The 18,229-nt window shown below is 56.9% G+C and carries 18 protein-coding genes and 1 pseudogene; 7 read left to right on the forward strand and 12 right to left on the reverse strand.

What is annotated here, in order from left to right; translation table 11 throughout:
* Positions 1-2 precede the first annotated feature (2 nt).
* The 7 genes and pseudogenes from ACWGZX_RS17945 to ACWGZX_RS17975 all read right to left on the reverse strand — a co-directional run.
* Positions 3-140, reverse strand: a pseudogene (locus ACWGZX_RS17945) (LysR family transcriptional regulator); the annotation flags it as partial.
* A gap of 57 nt (positions 141-197) precedes the next feature.
* Entirely contained in the window at positions 198-614 is a 417-nt protein-coding gene (locus tag ACWGZX_RS17950; RefSeq protein ID WP_452624830.1) for a hypothetical protein, read from the reverse strand.
* A complete protein-coding gene (locus tag ACWGZX_RS17955) occupies positions 586-1,731 on the reverse strand; it encodes a polymorphic toxin type 44 domain-containing protein (protein ID WP_452624831.1) in 1,146 nt (381 codons plus the stop codon). The genes ACWGZX_RS17950 and ACWGZX_RS17955 overlap by 29 nt, the downstream gene beginning before the upstream one ends.
* Before the next feature lie 465 nt (positions 1,732-2,196).
* Positions 2,197-2,571 carry a Rap1a/Tai family immunity protein gene (locus ACWGZX_RS17960; RefSeq protein ID WP_452624832.1) on the reverse strand — a complete coding sequence of 125 codons (375 nt, stop codon included), beginning with the start codon at positions 2,569-2,571 and terminating at the stop codon, positions 2,197-2,199.
* A 19-nt stretch (positions 2,572-2,590) separates the two neighbouring features.
* Positions 2,591-3,022 carry a hypothetical protein gene (locus tag ACWGZX_RS17965; protein WP_452624833.1) on the reverse strand — a complete coding sequence of 144 codons (432 nt, stop codon included), beginning with the start codon at positions 3,020-3,022 and terminating at the stop codon, positions 2,591-2,593.
* A 41-nt stretch (positions 3,023-3,063) separates the two neighbouring features.
* Complete coding sequence (locus tag ACWGZX_RS17970) at positions 3,064-3,732, reverse strand: hypothetical protein (RefSeq protein ID WP_452624834.1); 669 nt, start codon at positions 3,730-3,732, stop codon at positions 3,064-3,066.
* Between the two features lie 263 nt (positions 3,733-3,995).
* A complete protein-coding gene (locus ACWGZX_RS17975; protein ID WP_452624835.1) occupies positions 3,996-4,943 on the reverse strand; it encodes a LysR family transcriptional regulator in 948 nt (315 codons plus the stop codon).
* A 150-nt stretch (positions 4,944-5,093) separates the two neighbouring features.
* Between ACWGZX_RS17975 and ACWGZX_RS17980 the strand changes: the two genes are divergently transcribed.
* Together ACWGZX_RS17980 and mmsB are read left to right on the forward strand one after the other, a co-directional pair.
* Positions 5,094-6,620 (forward strand): CoA-acylating methylmalonate-semialdehyde dehydrogenase, encoded by a 1,527-nt coding sequence (locus ACWGZX_RS17980; protein WP_452624836.1) that lies wholly within the window; start codon positions 5,094-5,096, stop codon positions 6,618-6,620.
* A gap of 10 nt (positions 6,621-6,630) precedes the next feature.
* Complete coding sequence (gene mmsB, locus ACWGZX_RS17985; RefSeq protein WP_452624837.1) at positions 6,631-7,518, forward strand: 3-hydroxyisobutyrate dehydrogenase; 888 nt, start codon at positions 6,631-6,633, stop codon at positions 7,516-7,518.
* A 134-nt stretch (positions 7,519-7,652) separates the two neighbouring features.
* Here the strand turns inward: mmsB and ACWGZX_RS17990 are convergent, their stop codons facing one another.
* Positions 7,653-7,997: a cupin domain-containing protein gene (locus tag ACWGZX_RS17990; protein ID WP_007946320.1), complete on the reverse strand. Its 345-nt coding sequence runs from the start codon at positions 7,995-7,997 to the stop codon at positions 7,653-7,655.
* Positions 7,998-8,286: 289 nt separating this feature from the next.
* Between ACWGZX_RS17990 and kynB the strand changes: the two genes are divergently transcribed.
* Positions 8,287-8,931: an arylformamidase gene (gene kynB, locus ACWGZX_RS17995; RefSeq protein WP_452624838.1), complete on the forward strand. Its 645-nt coding sequence runs from the start codon at positions 8,287-8,289 to the stop codon at positions 8,929-8,931.
* 71 nt (positions 8,932-9,002) lie between these two features.
* On the opposite strand, the gene antC is transcribed toward kynB, so the two are convergent.
* From antC to antA, 3 genes are read right to left on the reverse strand one after another with little or no spacing between them, the layout of a single operon-like run.
* Complete coding sequence (gene antC / locus ACWGZX_RS18000) at positions 9,003-10,025, reverse strand: anthranilate 1,2-dioxygenase electron transfer component AntC (protein ID WP_452624839.1); 1,023 nt, start codon at positions 10,023-10,025, stop codon at positions 9,003-9,005.
* A gap of 18 nt (positions 10,026-10,043) precedes the next feature.
* A complete protein-coding gene (gene antB, locus ACWGZX_RS18005; RefSeq protein WP_452624840.1) occupies positions 10,044-10,535 on the reverse strand; it encodes an anthranilate 1,2-dioxygenase small subunit in 492 nt (163 codons plus the stop codon).
* The gene (gene antA, locus ACWGZX_RS18010; protein WP_452624841.1) at positions 10,535-11,926 is read right to left on the reverse strand and encodes an anthranilate 1,2-dioxygenase large subunit; all 1,392 of its coding nucleotides are present in this window, start codon (positions 11,924-11,926) and stop codon (positions 10,535-10,537) included. The genes antB and antA overlap by 1 nt, the downstream gene beginning before the upstream one ends.
* A 377-nt stretch (positions 11,927-12,303) precedes the next feature.
* On the opposite strand from antA, the gene ACWGZX_RS18015 reads away from it, so the two are divergent.
* Complete coding sequence (locus ACWGZX_RS18015; protein WP_452624842.1) at positions 12,304-13,317, forward strand: AraC-like ligand-binding domain-containing protein; 1,014 nt, start codon at positions 12,304-12,306, stop codon at positions 13,315-13,317.
* A gap of 15 nt (positions 13,318-13,332) precedes the next feature.
* Here ACWGZX_RS18015 and ACWGZX_RS18020 read toward each other — a convergent pair whose 3' ends face one another.
* The gene (locus ACWGZX_RS18020; RefSeq protein ID WP_452624843.1) at positions 13,333-13,806 is read right to left on the reverse strand and encodes an Lrp/AsnC family transcriptional regulator; all 474 of its coding nucleotides are present in this window, start codon (positions 13,804-13,806) and stop codon (positions 13,333-13,335) included.
* A 222-nt stretch (positions 13,807-14,028) separates the two neighbouring features.
* Here ACWGZX_RS18020 and kynU point away from each other — a divergent pair, with 222 nt between their 5' ends.
* From kynU to ACWGZX_RS18035, 3 genes are all read left to right on the forward strand, one after another.
* Positions 14,029-15,279, forward strand: a complete 1,251-nt coding sequence (gene kynU / locus ACWGZX_RS18025; RefSeq protein ID WP_452624844.1) for a kynureninase — start codon at positions 14,029-14,031, stop codon at positions 15,277-15,279.
* Between the two features lie 105 nt (positions 15,280-15,384).
* Complete coding sequence (locus tag ACWGZX_RS18030; protein ID WP_452624845.1) at positions 15,385-16,695, forward strand: OprD family porin; 1,311 nt, start codon at positions 15,385-15,387, stop codon at positions 16,693-16,695.
* Positions 16,696-16,783: 88 nt separating this feature from the next.
* Complete coding sequence (locus ACWGZX_RS18035) at positions 16,784-18,193, forward strand: amino acid permease (RefSeq protein WP_452624846.1); 1,410 nt, start codon at positions 16,784-16,786, stop codon at positions 18,191-18,193.
* Positions 18,194-18,229 lie beyond the last annotated feature (36 nt).

Here is an 18,229-nt window from a genome sequence, read left to right on the forward strand (position 1 = left end):
GACTAGTCGGCGAACAACATCTCCCGGCTTTCACCCATCAACAGGCCGTGATTCTGTTCAGTGACCGAGCGGATGTAATCCCACAACAGGGTGATCCGCTTGAGCTTGCGCAGGTCTTCCCGGCAGTACATCCAGAGTTTCAAGGAATTTAGGCTAACCCATTGATTACTGAGGCTAACAGCTATGAGTAGGGCATCTTAGGGCCGGAAAGGGTCACGTTCGCCCTCACATTGTTTCAAGCGGGCAATAACGTCAGGGGCGGTTCTTGCAGTGTCGATCCTACCTGTTTCGTCAAGGTTGATTTCTATAGTTCTCCCCCATTTTGGTGTTATGTCGATACACCTCCGAAGGCCCTTGTCGCTCCACCAATCGAACATCATGAAGAATTCCTTATCAGGGAAGATGTGGCCGATATCTGCGGTCCCTTGGCCGGGGAGCATGCCCCCTTTGTCGATACGGTGTTGGGTGTTCCAGATATAGCGCAGCTCCTCCTTTCCATCCTTGGGGTAATTGACGACTACTCTGGGCAACGTCACATACCAAAACAAAAGTGTTGCGAACAGGAGAAGAGCTGCCACTTTCCCCTTACTCAGCTTGCTTACAAGCGTGGACATTAACGCCATTCCCCCAATCCTCCGGATTAACTGCAAGAACCTTCTCCATGATCATTTGGGCAGTGACGCCTCCGTTAGGATGCTCGGCGAATAATTTTATTCCGATGCTAATCGATACTCGGTCCGGGGCGTCGTCGTAAGCCTTCAGCCCATCGACACCTTCGGTCGCATGAGGCCCCCGCCGTTTCTCCCAATCAAATGCCTTTCTGATGGAGTCGGATGCAAACTGCTCAACACCCGCACCGTCGGACAGCACGCTTTCCGAAAGACCACCAGCTCGTCCGACGTATCCATAGTGGATGTTCGACCAAATATCATAGAAATAATCGTACTTACCTTGCTTGTGGTAGTACCCACCGAATTTCTTATGGATTTTCGGCTTATGGTCCCAGGGGCGGTCTTGACCCACTCGTTCAGTCCATATGGCCATCGCAGCCGCGCCATTTGCCGCCCCAATAACTTGAGGGCTTGTCGTACTGATCTGGGCATACCACGGCAGCTCCATTTGCTTGCGGGTCGCTGCCGCAACGTCATAGCTGAGCAGCTCTTTCATCTTCAAGACCGAGGAATCGTGGATATTGCGATTCATCTCGTCCGCGATGTAACTCGCCAGCTCCTCCATCATGTCAGGGTCAGTGCAAACGGCCGGTTCCGCTTGTGGCTCAGGTTTCGCAACCGGCTGCTTTGTGGCTGCTTGGGGATCAACTAAAGCATTCGCCGCTGTGGCTTTCTCTTTGAGTTTCGGGTCGGCCAACAAAGTCGCCATCTTTTCATCGTCAATAGAGCCATCGGGCCGGAAAGCTCCGAGCGCCATAAAGTTGATGATAGTTGCACCGCTAGCGTCCCCCATAACAAAGCCACCACCGACATCACTAGACCCAGTGATGATTGTCCCGCCGTGACTGGTTGGGCTTCCTAAGTGGGCCATAGGACGGCCATTCACCTGAATAGAAGGAAAGCCCGTAGTAATGACAGCACCACATCCACAGGTATCGCCTACACGAGCGGAGCCCATAAAGTTGATGTTAACGTCAGCACTGGCAGAAGCAATTGGGGTTGTGCCGTGACCGGGTAATGGGCAGACGTGTTTGTCACCCAATCGAGCAGAAGAAATCATTAATCGTCCTTGCGTCTTTCATCCATGGGCATGCACCAGTCTTATGCTGGCTTGCGGGAGACTACCGGAAATGGAATAGCGAGTCTGTAAGATAAGACCTGATGATGGGCGAGGCCTTGAGGACCCAGTCTGCGTTCTACTTGGTGGCTGTGATGGAGGGAGTTGCTTCGGCAGAAAGGTCAAAGATCGCCGTTGTAGGTTATTGGGTTTTTTCCAATTCCGATGTCTTCACGGATTGCATTGAGCATCCTAAGGGCTTTTTCACGGGCTCTCAGGGGCCACAACTTATTTCAGAATTACAAACGAATCCCTTTTGGACGATCGCACATCGTTAAGCACCTCATGTACAAAACCTGCTTTCCAAATGTCACTCGCCCCAGCTTATATTTCAGGCCGAAAAACCAAACTCGTAAAAGATGAGACCATTTTCCACGGGGCGGGGCTGGAAACTCGTACAGAAAAAGGTCACTCGCAGGGGTATGCTTGCTTGAACGCCATAATTGTCAGGAATGTCTCGTCCTGATCTAACATTGCCGGATTGTCGTGCAAAAACTTTTCGAGAATCCGTGTTGCTTGCCCATTGTTGATGCCTTGTTTCGGAAAGCACACCTTCAGATTGTCAGGTAGCGCGCTTTTGAAAATCACCATCGTGTTTCTGACGCCCTCTACCATCCCGATACACCGTCCAACACCCAGCAAGTCAATGGAGGGGGTTGGAACTTTATCCATTGCCCGAACAGCCTGCTGACACACCTCTAAAAGCTTGTTCCCATCTGCCAAGGCTGCGCCACTCACCAGTATTCCAACCAATGCAATTGCTGCCGCCATCCCTGTCTTCATTCTGATTATCCTGAGTGCGTTAATAGCAATCGGTGCTCACTGTCTGGCCGTAAGCCATCGAAGTGCAGTGTGTTTGCTTGGGCATCACGTAGGGTTGTGGTGCCGGTTGCTGGTATTGCTGACTCTGCGAATTCAGCATCTTCACTATGCGCTGACGCTTTTCCTTTTCGGCCTGTGCTTGCAAGTCTGTCGCGGTCTTGTCGAGCTGAACACGGCAGTTCACGTAAGCGTCAGAACCGGGCGTTGCCCCGTATGACTGACACTGTGCATCGTCCTTGGCAGCTTGCAGTTCTTTCGCAGCGGCAAGGTTGTTCAGGCTCTCTTGTCTGTTCGAATAGCCATTGGTGCCGGGAAGGCAGTCGTCCCATGCTATGCCCATCGAACAATCCATCGGGTGGTTGGCACATCCCGCCAAGCCCAACAGTGCAAGCGCTCCAATCCATGCCTTCATGTTGAATTCCTTGTGAATGAGTTTGCAGATTGTACCGGGTACTACTCGATGCGATGCACCTTGCACAGCTTCTTCAGGTTGCCCAGCTTAAGAGTGTGCTGGGGGTGTCCGTCCAGCATAGGCTGTGTGATGTCTTGGTCTGTCTTAATCTGAGTCACTACGTTCTCTACCTGAAGCGCATTCCCGCGAGCGAAGGCAAGTCGATACTCCGCTTGATCGGTGTAATCAGTGGTCTTCCGCATAACCATACGTTCAGGAACCGCCCACTCAGCCAGCGGCTCTGTTTCCGGCGAGTAGTAGTCAACCGAGTCATGCAACAAACGACCTTGTTTCACCCATTTGCGAAGCCGTAGTGCCGACCGGATTTGAGCAATCAGGTATGCAGGTTCCGTAATCTCTACGCAGACATCAGATTTGAACTCCCTTGCCAGTTCGGGAGAGAACACTTTGCTCATGCAGAAGACGAAGATTTCACGATCACGGACGGTTGATTCGAACGTCCCGTGTAATTGCGATGTTTTTCCAGTTGTCGTGTTCGTCAGTTCGAGGCCATCCACCGGATTGAAAACCCGCTTGCCTTCGTTTCGATCACCGCGAACCTGCATTTCCTCGTAGTTGCTGTAATACGAAAGCGAGCGAAAGAGCACTTCGCCTCTGTCGACAAATGCGTCCAGATACTTGGAAGGAAGGTACTTGTATAGAGGTTTCAAGGCGGCACCTGATGGGCTGTTGAAATTGACAATGGGCGCTACCGGCTCGCCGGAACAATGTCCATTTGTCCACACCCGTCGTCATACAAAACTCCAGCTCTCAGCATCACGCTGGGGGGGGCTAGCATTTGCCCAGTCAGTGACGGTGTGGGTCTGAAAGTATGCGTCGAGGTGTTTCAAGTTGGGTATCAAGCACTGGTACAAACTATTGGTAAAGACCTGCTGACCTCATTACGATTCCGCTACCTGATTCCTTGAAATCTTCAGTCGGCGAACAACATCTCCCGGCTTTCACCCATCAACAGGCCGTGATTCTGTTCAGTGACCGAGCGGATGTAATCCCACAACAGGGTGATCCGCTTGAGCTTCCTCAGGTCCTCCCGGCAATACATCCAGAATTGCCGGGTGATGTTGATCTCTTGCGGCAACACTGGCAGCAGCCGTAGGTCCTGGGCCGCCAGGAAGCACGGCAGAATCGCCAGCGACCGCCCCTGCTGTGCCGCCACGAATTGCGCGATCACGCTGGTGCTGCGCAAATTGGCGCTGGCGCCGGGCAGCACGTTCGCCAGGTACAACAGCTCGGAGCTGAATGCCAGATCGTCGACATAACTGATGAATGAATGCTTGCCCAAGTCTGCCGGGCGGCGGATCGGTGGGTGTTTGTCCAGATAGTCCTGGGTTGCGTACAGCTGTAATCGGTAGTCACAGAGTTTGCAGCAGACGTACGGCCCGTGTTCCGGACGCTCCAGGGCGATGACGATGTCGGCTTCGCGCTTGGACAAGCTGATGAAGTGCGGCAGCGGCAGGATGTCGACGGAGATGGCCGGGTAGGCGTCGACGAAATGACTCAGTTGCGGGGTGATGAAAAAGCTGCCGAACCCTTCAGTGCAACCCATGCGCACGTGACCGGACAACGCCACTCCAGACCCTGAAACTTGTTCGCATGCCATGTGCAGGGTGCTTTCAATGGACTCGGCGTAACCCAGAAGTCGTTGACCTTCAGCGGTCAGGACAAAACCGCTGGTCCGGGATTTCTCGAACAACAATGTCCCCAATGCTGCTTCCAGCGAACTGATACGCCGCGACACGGTGGTGTAGTCCACTGCCAGGCGCTTGGCCGCAGTGCTGGCCTTGCGGGTGCGGGCGACTTCGAGGAAAAACTTGAGGTCATCCCAGTTCAACGAGCCTAAAGACGTGATGTTTTTTTGCATGATGGACCGGCTTTTATGTGCGTTCTTATTAGAAGTTTGCACATCTATACTCCAAAAACAGCTCGACAACCAATTCGCGGCACACGCCTCATCACAAGGTGACTTTCTCGCCTTGGCTCCCAAGATAAAAACAAGCATCTGGAGACCCACATGAACGCATCGCTCACGCCTAACGAAACCACTGTCCAAACGGTAAAGCTGTTGATCGACGGCCAGTGGGTCGAATCCAAAACCACCGAGTGGCACGACATCGTCAACCCGGCGACCCAGCAAGTGCTGGCCAAAGTGCCGTTTGCCACCACCGAAGAAGTCGACGCCGCGATCAGCGCTGCCCATCGCGCCTTCCAGACCTGGAAGCTGACGCCGATCGGCGCGCGGATGCGCATCATGCTCAAGCTCCAGGCGCTGATTCGTGAACACTCCAAACGCATCGCCGTGGTCCTGAGCGCAGAGCAAGGCAAAACCATCGCCGACGCTGAAGGCGACATTTTCCGTGGTCTGGAAGTGGTCGAACACGCGTGTTCAATCGGCAGCTTGCAAATGGGTGAGTTTGCCGAGAACGTGGCCGGCGGTGTCGACACCTACACCCTGCGCCAGCCAATCGGCGTGTGCGCCGGCATCACCCCGTTCAACTTCCCGGCGATGATTCCGCTGTGGATGTTCCCGATGGCCATCGCCTGCGGCAACACCTTCGTGCTCAAGCCGTCCGAACAGGACCCGATGTCGACCATGCTCCTGGTGGAACTGGCCATTGAGGCCGGTGTTCCAGCGGGCGTACTGAACGTCGTGCATGGCGGCAAGGATGTGGTCGACGCACTCTGCACGCACAAAGACATCAAGGCTGTTTCCTTCGTCGGTTCGACCGCAGTCGGTACTCACGTCTACGACCTGGCCGGCAAGCACGGCAAGCGCGTTCAATCGATGATGGGCGCGAAGAACCACGCTGTGGTGCTGCCGGATGCCAATCGCGAACAAGCACTGAATGCCCTGGTCGGCGCCGGTTTTGGTGCGGCGGGTCAACGCTGCATGGCTACGTCCGTGGTGGTGTTGGTGGGCGCGGCCAAACAATGGTTGCCGGACCTGAAAGCGCTGGCGCAGAAACTGACAGTGAATGCCGGCAGCGAGCCGGGCACTGACGTCGGCCCGGTGATCTCGAAAAAAGCCAAGGCGCGGATTCTCGACTTGATCGAATGCGGCATCAAGGAAGGCGCGAAACTGGAGCTGGACGGTCGCGAGATCACGGTTCCGGGTTACGAGAAGGGCAACTTTGTCGGCCCGACCTTGTTCTCCGGCGTGACCACCGACATGCAGATCTACACCCAGGAAATCTTCGGCCCGGTGCTGGTGGTGCTGGAAGTGAATACGCTCGACGAGGCGATTGCGCTGGTCAACGCCAACCCGTTCGGCAACGGCACGGGCCTGTTCACCCAAAGCGGTGCGGCGGCGCGTAAATTCCAGAACGAAATCGACGTCGGCCAGGTCGGCATCAACATCCCGATTCCAGTGCCGGTCCCGTTCTTCAGCTTCACCGGTTCGCGCGGTTCCAAGCTCGGCGACCTTGGCCCGTATGGCAAGCAAGTGGTGCAGTTCTACACTCAGACCAAGACCGTCACCAGTCGCTGGTTCGATGACGACAGCGTCAACGACGGTGTGAACACCACCATCAACTTGCGTTAAGGAGCCGGACATGAAAATCGCATTTATCGGTCTCGGCAACATGGGCGCCCCGATGGCGCGCAACCTGATCAAGGCCGGCCATGCACTGCGTCTGGTCGACTTGAACAAAACCGTGCTGGCGGAGCTTGAGCAACTGGGCGGCAGCATCAGCGCTTCGGCCCGTGAAGCGGCGCAAGGCGCGGAACTGGTGATCACCATGCTCCCGGCCGCTGTGCATGTGCGCAGCGTGTGGCTGGGTGAAGACGGCGTTCTCGCCGGTATCGGTCAAGGTGTACCGGCCGTGGATTGCAGCACTATTGATCCACAGACCGCACGCGATGTGGCTGCCGCCGCTGCCAAACAGGGCGTGGCCATGGCCGATGCGCCGGTTTCCGGTGGCACCGGCGGTGCAGCTGCCGGGACGCTGACCTTTATGGTCGGCGCCACCCCTGAGCTGTTCGCTATCCTGCAACCGGTGCTGGCGCAAATGGGCCGCAACATCGTCCATTGCGGTGAAGTCGGCACCGGGCAAATCGCCAAAATCTGCAACAACCTGCTGTTGGCGATTTCCATGGTTGGCGTCAGCGAAGCCATGGCGCTGGGAGATGCCCTTGGGATCGACACGACCGTGCTGGCCGGGATCATCAATAGTTCTACTGGACGTTGCTGGAGTTCGGAGATGTACAACCCATGGCCGGGCATCGTCGAAACGGCGCCGGCCTCGCGCGGTTATACCGGCGGATTTGGTGCCGAACTGATGCTCAAGGATCTGGGGCTGGCCACGGAAGCGGCCCGTCAGGCGCACCAACCGGTGGTGCTCGGCGCGGTGGCCCAGCAGTTGTATCAGGCGATGAGCCAGCGTGGGGAAGGGGGCAAAGACTTCTCAGCGATCATCAATAGCTATCGCAAACCGTTGTAGGAGGCGGCTTGCCGGCGAAAGCAATGGTGGCTGTCATACTGCCTTCGTTGCGATGCGTCGACCCGACAAGCCAGCTCCTACAGGTCAATACATTTACCGGGAGATCACGTCGGGTGATCTCCCGGTTTTTTGCATCAGGCAAACACGAAATACTTGCGCACGGTTTCAACCACTTCCCATGTGCCTTTCATCCCCGGCTCGATGACGAAAATGTCGCCGGCACGTAGATGGATCGGCTCCTTTCCTTCCGGGGTAATGATGCAGTAGCCCTCGCGGAAGTCGCAGTATTCCCATTTCACGTATTCGACATACCACTTGCCTGGCGTGCAGATCCAGGTGCCCATGATCTTGCTGCCGTCTTCGCTGGTGTAGGCGTTGAGGTTGACGGTGTGCGGGTCACCTTCGAGTTTTTCCCATTTGCAGGCGTCAAGCACCGGCAGTGGATGAGTATCGCGAAGGACGGTAATCGGTGCGGTCATGTGGACTCCGGGCAGCGGGTTCAAGAACTGAAGTGGCACCCTATAGCGCCCGTGCACCGGTCAGTTGTCTGAACTCGACACTGAGCTATCCAGAAACGCAGTGGTCAAGGTGTGGTCCTTCGAACAACCGGCCTTTGGACTATCTGTGCACTCATTGAAATTTCCTCTCGGCAAACCCCCGGTTCACGGCAGTTCGTGCGAAAAACGCCCCGGCGTTGCGGGTTTTTTGCACGAATATTCGCCGGTATCGCTCGTATCATTCAGTTCGGGAAATTCCGAGAGCATTGTCATGAACAAAGCACCTATGTTGTGGGACATCAGTCCGCCCCTGAGTACCGTAACCCCCACCTGGCCGGGCGATACGCCTTTTCAGGAAGAGCGCGTCTGGAGCTTCGGGCCTGAGTGCCCGGTGAATGTCGGGCGTATCACCTTGTCGCCGCACACAGGCGCCCATGTCGATGCACCGCTGCATTACAGCGCTGACGGTGCGGCCATCGGCGATGTGCCACTGGAGGTCTACATCGGGCCCTGCCGCGTGTTGCATTGCCTGGACAGCGGTCAATTGGTTCAACCTGGGCAACTGGAGGGGCGTTTGGACAACGTGCCTGAGCGTGTACTGTTGCGCACCTATCGACTGGCGCCGCTGACAACCTGGGATCCGCATTTCACTGCGGTCGCCAAAGAAACCGTCGACCTGTTGGCCAGCCTCGGCGTGCGCTTGGTCGGTATCGATACGCCGTCGCTCGATCCGCAGCAATCCAAGACAATGGACTCGCACAATGCGGTGGCTCGCCATGGCATGGCCATTCTCGAAGGCATCGTGCTGGATGAGGTACCGGAAGGTGACTATGAACTGATTGCGCTGCCGCTGCGTTTTGCCCATCTGGACGCTAGTCCGGTGAGGGCAATTTTGCGGCCGTTGAATGCGCAGTAACGCGCCTGACCTGTGGCTAACCCGAAGTGAACGTCAGCGAGATTGCCAAGCGTTCACTTCCGGGGGAGTTGTCAGGTATTGCTCTCGGTAAATTTCTCGTAGTACAGGTGCACGCTGTCCAGGGTTTGGGCCTGCAGCCAGGTCTTGATCGACTCGACCATCGGCGGTGGCCCGCAGACGTACATATCAACGTCCCCATCGCGCAGTTCATCGGCATCGAAGTGCTCGGCAATGTAGCCACGCTTGCCGGTCCAGTGCGGCGACGGATCACTCACCACTTCGGTGTAGCGAAAGCCTGGAATACGTTCTGCGTAGGCATCAATGCGTGCCCGTTCGCACAGATCGGCAGCGTCCCGCACACCGTAGTACAAGTGCACCGGTTGGGCGCAGTTGCGCTCGGCCAATTCGTCGAGCATACCCAGTAGCGAAGAGAGCCCGGTGCCACCCGCCACCAGGATCAGCGGCTGGGTGACGTGGCGAAGATAGAAGGCACCCATGGGGGCCTCCAGGGCGATTTCGTCACCCACCTGGCAGCGTTCGCGGATGTAGTTGCTCATCACCCCGTCGGGCAGCAGGCGAATCAGGAACTGCACCAGATTGTGGTTGCTCGGCCGGTTGGCAAACGAGTACGAACGCAGACTCTCGGTGCCCGGAATCCGCAAGCGGGCGTATTGCCCCGGCAGGAAATCCAGTGGCTGTCCTGTTGTCCCCAAGTCTAGATGCAGGATCGCCGTACTGGCCGACACCTGTTTGACGTCAGTGACCGTTGCGTTGAACTGGTCAGGGCCTGCGGCGTTGCACAGGCTGGAGGCGAAGTCGAAATAGAACGCTGCGTCGGACTTCACTCGCGTCTGGCAGGTGAGCATTTTTCGTTGCTCCAGGTCCAGGCTGGAGAGGGCCTCCTCATCCACATAGTCCTGGCTGTATTCGCCCGATTCGCAGCGACCCTGGCAGGTTCCGCAGACACCTTCGCGGCAATCCAGAGGAATGTTGATGCCATTGCGCAGGGCGGCGTCGAGAAGTATTTCGTTGGCTTGTACGGGAAAGAACAGTGTTTTTCCGTCGGCAAAGCTGAACGCGACTTTATGGTTCATGCCCCGGTCTCCATGGATTCAGAGGTGGTAGAAATCGAGTACCGAGTTGATGGTGTCGTTGAGCAGTAGTACATGCTTGCGGGCGATCAGCCAGCCATCGGCGTGGGGCTTGAGGCGGTAGGTCGCGCGGCCAAAGAACTGCTCGGTCGTGGCCAGGCGATAGAACAAGGTGTGCCAGTTCAGACGCACCTCCAGCTCGCCGTTTTCCAGCTCGCTGATCCGTACGTTGTTGATCAGGTGCAGGGTACGCGGCATCGGCGTCGAGGAGGCGGACTTGCCCGTACGCAGGCGGAACACGCGATCTTCCAGACCGGAACGGTTGGGATAGTAGATCAACGACATTTCGCGTTTGGGGTCGCGGGTGTAGACGTGTTCCGAGTCCCATTGTGGCAAGTGGAATTCGCTGTGTTCGTCGAACAGCTTGATGTACGCATCCCAGTCCTGGGCATCGCACAGTTCGGACTTGCGATAGAAGAATTGTTCGATTTGGTACTGCAATAGCGTATTCATCATTGCACCTCACGGAGTTTCAGGGATTTCGCGTCCAGGCCATCGAGCAGGAATTTCTGCCAGTTGCGGTGCTGGTTGACGTAAAGCCCTTCGTGGGTGAATTCGGTGCCGGTCATGGCTGGGGCAATGCCGATCGATTCGCTGTTGGGGGTGGCACCGGTGGCCCATTGGTGACTGCCACGGGAAATATCGCTCCAGCGTTCCAGGCGCGCCTGGAAACCGCGCTGAGCTTCACGGAACTCCACCAGGTCATCCGGCGTGCCCAGGCCCGAGACGTTGAAGAAATCTTCGAATTGACGAATGCGGTTTTCGCGGTCGGCATCGGACTCGCCCTTGACGCCGATGCACTGGCTGATGATCTCGGTCTTGTTCCACGCCATCGGGCGGATTATGCGCAGTTGCGAGCTGATCTGATCGAGGAAAAACAGGCTTGGATAGATGTTCAGGTTGCGCAAGCGATGCATCATCCATTCGGCCTTTTCCTGGCCGTGTGCTTCGACCAGTCGCGGCATGATCGTGGCGTACCCGGAGCGTACTGTCGGGTTGGGCATGTCACTGAACAGCAGGCTGTGGCCGTTGTTGAACGCGAACCAGCCGTCATCCGTATTGGCATCACCGGCACCTAGCTTGCTGTAGTCGAGGGTGTCGCTGGAGGTGGTGCCGTTCTCGCTGTTGACCTGCTGGCGGTGTTGCACCGTGGCCACGTAGTTATAGTGGACGGTACTGACGTGGTAGCCGTCGAGGCCATTTTCGTTTTGCAGTTTCCAGTTGCCATCGTAGGTATAAGCCGACTTGCCGGGCAGCACTTCCAACTCACCGGTGGGCGACTGGGCGACCATCATGTCGAAGAACACCTTGGCGTCGCCGAGGAAGTCTTCGAGGCTGTTATCGGCATGAACATCCAGGCTGATGAACACGAAACCCTTGTAGCTCTCAACGCGAGCTTTTTTCAGGCCGCGAGTGGCTTTGTCGAAGCCTTCCGGGTACTCGCCCGGTGCCTTGACCTTGACCAGGCGTCCGTCGCTTTTGTAGCACCAGGCATGGAACGGGCAGGTGAAGGTTGACTGGTTGCCCTTGCCGACGCGGGTCAACGTCGTGCCACGATGCTGGCAGGCGTTGATCAAGGCGTTGAGTTTTCCCTCACCGTCGCGGGTGATGATCATCGGCTGACGGCCGGCACGCAGAGTGACGAAGTCGTGATTGTTGGCCAGCTCACTCTCGTGGCACGCGTAGATCCAGTTCTTCTCGAAGATGAGCTCCATCTCCAGATCGAACAACTGCGGCTCGGTGAAAATGTCCCGGGCGATCCGGAACACGCCGTCTGCCGGACGGAAATCCAGGCAACTTTCAATAAACGCTTTCCACTGCTCGACGTTTTTTTCGCCACTCATGGGGATGCACCTTTTTTTATTCGGGCTAATCGGTGTGCTCATTAGAGAGAGTCAGGCGGGCAGGGGTCTATCCGGTTAGTAGGTGAAGGCAGTCCATTAATTTGGGGGGGAGGTAACAACCGGCTGGGCAGGGATTACTCAAATCCTGCCCATGCGATAAACGGCCGCACCTGAATGCAGCAATCAGTTAAAGTTTTGTAAGACGTCGAATGCGGTTTGACAGGTTTTTCCAGCTTCGCAGGGAGCCGTTATCCGCTTAGTGGGGAATCTCTATCCGCTGAGTGGGCCTTGGCGTTTTGTGGCTTGGAAGTTGCTCCGTACCAGCCGGATACGCGCCGTCAGAGCGCGCTGAAACACCCTTGCGTGAGTGTGCCGTGATGACCAGCAAAGATGATCCGCAGTTTCGCGACATTCGTGTCGACAGCGACGACCTTGAGGCCGCGAGAAGCTGGATGTCCGGTATCTGCGGACCGCATCGCCTCGTGACCACGACACCCGAACGTATCCGCTTTCATCACAACGCCAATATGTTCAAGTCGATGGCCACGACCCTTGGCACCATTGAATACGGCACCGATGTCACCATCGACATCGAAGACGCCGAGCACTTCAGCAGTTACAGCCTGAGTTTGCCCTTGGTGGGCGAGCAAGAGTTGAGCAAGGACGGCAGCGTAGTCAAGTCTGACCGCGATCAAGGGGTAATCATCTCCCCGAATGAAAACCAGGTGCTGGCAATCTCCGGCGATTGCCGCAAAGTCCAAGTGGTGATTACCCGCGTGGCCATGAGCGAGTCTTTGGAAAGCCTGTTGCAGCGACCGCTGGATGGGCCATTGCGTTTCGAACCGGTCATGGATGCAGTCGACGGGGCGTCGGCGTCGTGGTGGCGCATGGCGCGTTATTTTATTGGGGAGCTGGAGCGCAGCAGCGCACTGTATGAACAAGTGGCTTTTACCCGGGACCTTGAAAGTTCTCTGATCAAAGGCTTGATCCTTGCCCAGCCGAACAACTACTCAGAAGAGCTGCGACACGTGTTGGGTGTAAAGCTGCCCCACTATTTGATCCGGGCTCGGCAGTACATCCACGAGAACGCTCGTGAAGCATTGCACCTGGAAGACATCGAAGCGGCGGCCGGGGTTTCGCGCTTCAAACTGTTCGAGGCATTCAAGAAGTACTTCGCCTTGTCACCGATGGCCTACCTGAAAAAATACCGCCTGAACGCCGTGCGCCAGGAGATCCTGGAACATGGCTCGATGCGTAATATTTCTGGGGTCGCCATGGGCTGGGGCTTCACTCACTTGGGGCGATTCTCCGCCGAGTACCGCAAGCTGTTCGACGAAACCCCGAGCATGACCTTGCAGCGCAACGAAGCCCGGCGCATGCAGGGCTTCTGAAGCGGCGCGCCTGCCTTACTTGCGCGCCACCAGATCGAGCAACTCCTCTCGCTCCTTGATTTTCTGCAACACGATTTCCGAGCGGATATCGGTGACGCCGGCCGTGCGATTCAGGTGGTTGACGATGAAATCGGAGAAGTGTTTGAGGTTACGTGCCTGCACTCGCAACACATAGTTGCTCGCCCCGGTAATCACGTACGCGGAGACCACTTCAGGCCACTGCTGCACCTTCTTGATAAAGGTCTCGTGCCAGTCCTCGACGTCCTGTCGCAATGACACATGAACGAAGGCCTCCAACTCGATGCCCAGCCGCTCGGCATTTAACACCGCGCGATAGCCGGTGATGATCCCCTCACTTTCCAGCAGTCGCAATCGGCGTAAACAGGCCGACGGCGACAGAGCAACTTTCTCCGCCAATTCCTGGTTGCTGATGCGTCCATCCATTTGCAGTTGATGCAGGATTCGCAGGTCTGTCGAGTCGAGATTCATGGTTTGAATAAATCCGCGTTTATTGGGGGTTAATTCGAATTATCTGCGAGATTACTACGCTATGGCCGCTTACTTTGCACGAAAATTCTCCAAATCTTCGTTCATTATCTCTCCATCGAAAGGCACCCGTAGCGCCTGAAAAACACGACGTGCCTCCCACAGATTCGAGCCGATTTTTACGAACGGTCCGGCCCACGCGCCATAACAAAAGCAGGACACTCCATGACTACAAGAAACGATTGCCTGACGCTTGATGCTCAAGACGCTTTGGCTCCCCTGCGTCAGCAGTTTGCGCTCCCCGAAGGCGTGATTTACCTCGATGGCAACTCCCTGGGTGCGCGGCCAGTTGCCGCATTGGCGCGGGCTCAGGCGGTGATCGCCGAGGAATGGGGCAATGGCCTGATTCGCAGTTGGAATAGCGCCGGCTGGCGCGATCTGTCGCAGCGTCTGGGTAATCGGTTGGCGCCGCTGATTGGTGCGCGTGACGGTGAAGTCGTGGTGACCGATACCACCTCGATCAACCTGTTCAAAGTGCTCAGCGCCGCGTTGAAGGTGCAGGCCACCCGGGTGCCTGAACGGCGGGTGATCGTCAGTGAAGCCAGCAACTTCCCCACTGATCTGTACATCGCCCAAGGTCTGGCAGACCTGCTGCAGCAGGGTTACACCCTGCGCCTGGTCAACGCTCCGCAGGAGTTGCCGCAGGCGATTGATCAGGACACGGCTGTGGTGATGCTCACCCACGTCAACTACAAGACCGGCTACATGCACGACATGCAGGCGCTGACTGCGCTGAGTCATGAATGTGGTGCGTTGACCATTTGGGATCTGGCGCATTCGGCCGGCGCGGTACCGGTCGACCTGCATCAGGCGCGCGCCGACTACGCCATCGGCTGCACCTACAAATACCTCAATGGCGGCCCCGGCTCGCAAGCGTTTGTCTGGGTATCGCCTGATTTGTGCAATCTGGTGGCGCAACCGTTGTCCGGCTGGTTCGGCCACTCACGGCAGTTCGCCATGGAGTCGGGCTACGAGCCGAGCAACGGCATCGCTCGCTACCTGTGCGGCACGCAACCGATCACTTCATTGGCCATGGTCGAATGCGGTCTGGATGTTTTTGCCCAAACCGACATGGCCAGCCTGCGCCGCAAATCCCTGGCCTTGACGGACCTGTTCATCGAGCTCGTCGAGCAGCGTTGCGCTGACCACGATCTGACCTTGGTCACCCCGCGTGAACACGCCCAACGGGGCAGTCATGTCAGCTTCGAGCACGCCGAAGGTTATGCGGTGATCCAGGCCCTGATCGCCCGCGGCGTGATCGGCGACTACCGCGAGCCGCACATCATGCGTTTCGGTTTCACCCCGCTGTACACGAGCTTCACAGAGGTCTGGGATGCGGTGCAGATCCTCGGTGAGATTCTCGATGAAAAAACCTGGTCGCAGGGACAGTTCCAGGTTCGCCAAAGCGTCACCTGAATCACTCAACGCCTCGTTGTCTGGCTGCCGGGTTTTCCTGGCCGCACAGCTTCGGTCGCCCCGATAAAGAGTTCCGTGCAAACACAATAATAAGGAACACGCAGAATGAAACTGTCCCTCTGTCCCGCCTTGCCGCTCGCCATTACCTGTCTGGGCCAAATGGCCTACGCCGCGTCCGACAACGGATTCGTCGAAGACAGCAGCCTGGTCCTGACGAACCGTAACTTCTCTTTCTACCGCAACAACCTCAACAACCCGGGAGGTCAGAATTATCGGAACGAATGGGCCCATGGGTTCATGCTTGATTACCGCTCTGGTTACACCCAGGGCACGGTGGGTTTCGGGATCGATGCCTACGCGCAGTTGGGCCTAAAACTCAACAGCGGCAAGGGGCAAACCGGCACCGGTTTGCTGCCGGTCGATTCCGATGGCCGCCCGGAAGACGAGTATTCCGAAGCGGGTGGTGCGCTTAAGGCCAGGATATCCAGGACCGAGCTCAAGTACGGCAACCTGACCCCGTTCAACCCGGTGTTCGGCACGGGCAATGCGCGACTGTTCACCAGCGTGGCCAATGGCTTTCAGTTGACCAGTAATGAGCTCAAGGCACTGCAACTGGACATCGGCCACTTCACCTCCGGCAACGACAGTAACTCGACCAACTCCGATGGCCCGCTCAAAGCGCTGTATGCCGGAGTGGAAACCCGTAGCGTCGATTACCTGGGGGGCAGTTATGCCGTCAGTGATCAACTGAGCCTTAGCCTGTTCGGTTCTCAATTCACGGACATTTGGCGGCAGTACTACGCCAACGCCAACTACACCTACGCGTTGACGCCAAACCAGTCGCTGAACCTGGACTTCAACATTTACCGCACCAACGACGCGGGCCAGAGTCTGGCCGGCAGAATCGACAACACCACGTGGTCGATGTCTGGTGCCTACAAGGTCGGCGCCCATCGGGTGACCCTGGCGTACCAACGGGTCGATGGCAATGAACCGTTCGATTACCTGGGTTTCGATCAGCAACCGGGCACTTCGATTTTCCTCGCCAACTCCATTCAAGTCCTCGACTTCAACGCCCCCAACGAACGTTCCTGGCAACTGCGTTATGACCTTGACATGGCGCCGTTCGGTGTACCGGGCTTGAGCTTCATGTCGCGTTACGTCAAAGGTGACCACATCGATGACAGCCATTACAACGGCGGCCCCAATGGCGCCTACGGACGTTACGGCGATGACGGCAAACAATGGGAACGCGACATTGAAGCGCGTTACGTCGTGCAATCGGGCAAGGCCCAAGACCTGTCGGTGCGCGTGCGGCAGGCCAGTGTGCGCTCAACCGCTCAGGTCGCCCGTGCCGACACGACCGACAACAACGAGGTGCGGGTGATCGTCGAGTATCCGCTGAATATTTTCTGATTCGTGTCCTGCTATGCGTGGCTGATACCCACGAACTCTTCCAACAACGTGCTCTCTTCAAGAAAGACAATATTCAGAGGACAGACAAATGACCGATCACACCGGTTTTGAAACGATATCCAACCGTGAACACGGCCTGCGGCGTCAACTGACGTCGGGGCAGATGAGCATGATCGCCATTGGTGGTGCGATTGGCACCGGGCTGTTCATGGGCAGTGCCTACGCCATCGGCTATGCCGGGCCGAGCGTGCTGCTCAGCTACGCCATTGGTGCGATCATCACCCTGCTGTTGATGGGCTGCCTGGCGGAAATGACCGTGGCCCATTCGACCTCGGGTTCATTCGGTGCCTATGCCGAATTCTATGTCAACCCGTTGGCCGGGTTTTTGGTGCGCTACGCTTATTGGGCGGCCATTGTGCTGGCAGTCGGCACGGAAGTGACGGCGGTGGCGATGTACATGAAGTACTGGTTCGCCAACGTGCCGGAGTGGATATGGATCGTCTCGTTCTCCAGTGTCCTGATCATCCTCAATGCCATCAGCGTGAAGGCCTTCGGCACCTTCGAGTACTGGTTCTCGACCATCAAGATCGGCGCCATCGTCGGCTTCATTATCCTTGCGGTCTACGTGGTGTTCGGCTCCGGTAATCCCGATTACGGCGTGCACAATTACACCGCACACGGCGGCTTTTTCCCAAACGGCCTGCAAGGGATGTGGGTTGCGGTGATCGTGTCGATCTTCAGCTACCTGAGTGTGGAAATGATCGCGGTGGCCGCCGGTGAGGCGAAGGACCCGGAGCAAGCGGTGAAGAAGGCCTTTCGCGCGACCATCGTGCGGCTGGTGGTGTTCTACCTGCTGACCCTGGCATTGATGCTGGCGATTGTGCCGTGGGTCCAGGCCGGTCACGCCCAGAGCCCATTCGTTACCGTCATGCAAGCCATCGGCATTCCCGGCGCCACCGGGGTGATGAACTTCGTGATTCTGATCGCGGCGCTGTCGGCGATGAACAGCCAGTTGTACATCACCACGCGGATGATGTTCAGCCTGTCCCGGGGCGGTTACGCACCCAAATCCATGGGTGTATTGAGCAAGACCGGCATCCCGCTCAATGCCTTGCTGCTGTCGAGTTCGGGTATTGCGTTAGCCACGCTGCTGAATATTCTGTACCCGGAAAGCTCGTTCACCTTGATGATGGCGATCTCCATGTTCGGCGCCATCTTCACTTGGTTCATGATTTTCCTGACTCATTACTGTTTCCGTCGCTATCACGAACGCAACGGCAACCGGAAACTGTCCTTTCGCATGCGCCTGTTTCCCTTCAGCACTTTGTTGGGGCTGGTGTTGATGGGCGCGGTGATGGTCACCACGTACTTCACCGAAGCCTTCAAAATGACCTTGGTGTTTGGTGTGCCGTTTCTGCTGGTGCTTTCGCTGGTCTACGGTCTCTTCTTCAGAAAGCCCAAGGCGACCGGGGCGTTGGACCCGCTGTCAAAGGTTTGAATCAGAGACGTACATTGTCGGGTGGTGGTTATTGAC

The sequence above is a fragment of the Pseudomonas sp. CLCA07 genome, from assembly GCF_053615335.1.

Coding starts and splice junctions, on each gene's coding strand:
- ACWGZX_RS17965 (WP_452624833.1), bottom strand. CDS start 3,022: ATGAAGGCATGGATTGGAGCGCTTGCACTGTTGGGCTTGGCGGGATGT.
- ACWGZX_RS18030 (WP_452624845.1), top strand. CDS start 15,385: ATGAAACTGTCCCTCTGTCCCGCCTTGCCGCTCGCCATTACCTGTCTG.
- mmsB (WP_452624837.1), top strand. CDS start 6,631: ATGAAAATCGCATTTATCGGTCTCGGCAACATGGGCGCCCCGATGGCG.
- ACWGZX_RS17955 (WP_452624831.1), bottom strand. CDS start 1,731: ATGATTTCTTCTGCTCGATTGGGTGACAAACACGTCTGCCCATTACCC.
- antC (WP_452624839.1), bottom strand. CDS start 10,025: ATGAACCATAAAGTCGCGTTCAGCTTTGCCGACGGAAAAACACTGTTC.
- ACWGZX_RS18020 (WP_452624843.1), bottom strand. CDS start 13,806: ATGAATCTCGACTCGACAGACCTGCGAATCCTGCATCAACTGCAAATG.
- kynU (WP_452624844.1), top strand. CDS start 14,029: ATGACTACAAGAAACGATTGCCTGACGCTTGATGCTCAAGACGCTTTG.
- kynB (WP_452624838.1), top strand. CDS start 8,287: ATGAACAAAGCACCTATGTTGTGGGACATCAGTCCGCCCCTGAGTACC.
- ACWGZX_RS17960 (WP_452624832.1), bottom strand. CDS start 2,571: ATGAAGACAGGGATGGCGGCAGCAATTGCATTGGTTGGAATACTGGTG.
- ACWGZX_RS18015 (WP_452624842.1), top strand. CDS start 12,304: ATGACCAGCAAAGATGATCCGCAGTTTCGCGACATTCGTGTCGACAGC.
- ACWGZX_RS18035 (WP_452624846.1), top strand. CDS start 16,784: ATGACCGATCACACCGGTTTTGAAACGATATCCAACCGTGAACACGGC.
- ACWGZX_RS17975 (WP_452624835.1), bottom strand. CDS start 4,943: ATGCAAAAAAACATCACGTCTTTAGGCTCGTTGAACTGGGATGACCTC.
- ACWGZX_RS17980 (WP_452624836.1), top strand. CDS start 5,094: ATGAACGCATCGCTCACGCCTAACGAAACCACTGTCCAAACGGTAAAG.
- antB (WP_452624840.1), bottom strand. CDS start 10,535: ATGAATACGCTATTGCAGTACCAAATCGAACAATTCTTCTATCGCAAG.
- ACWGZX_RS17990 (WP_007946320.1), bottom strand. CDS start 7,997: ATGACCGCACCGATTACCGTCCTTCGCGATACTCATCCACTGCCGGTG.
- antA (WP_452624841.1), bottom strand. CDS start 11,926: ATGAGTGGCGAAAAAAACGTCGAGCAGTGGAAAGCGTTTATTGAAAGT.
- ACWGZX_RS17950 (WP_452624830.1), bottom strand. CDS start 614: ATGTCCACGCTTGTAAGCAAGCTGAGTAAGGGGAAAGTGGCAGCTCTT.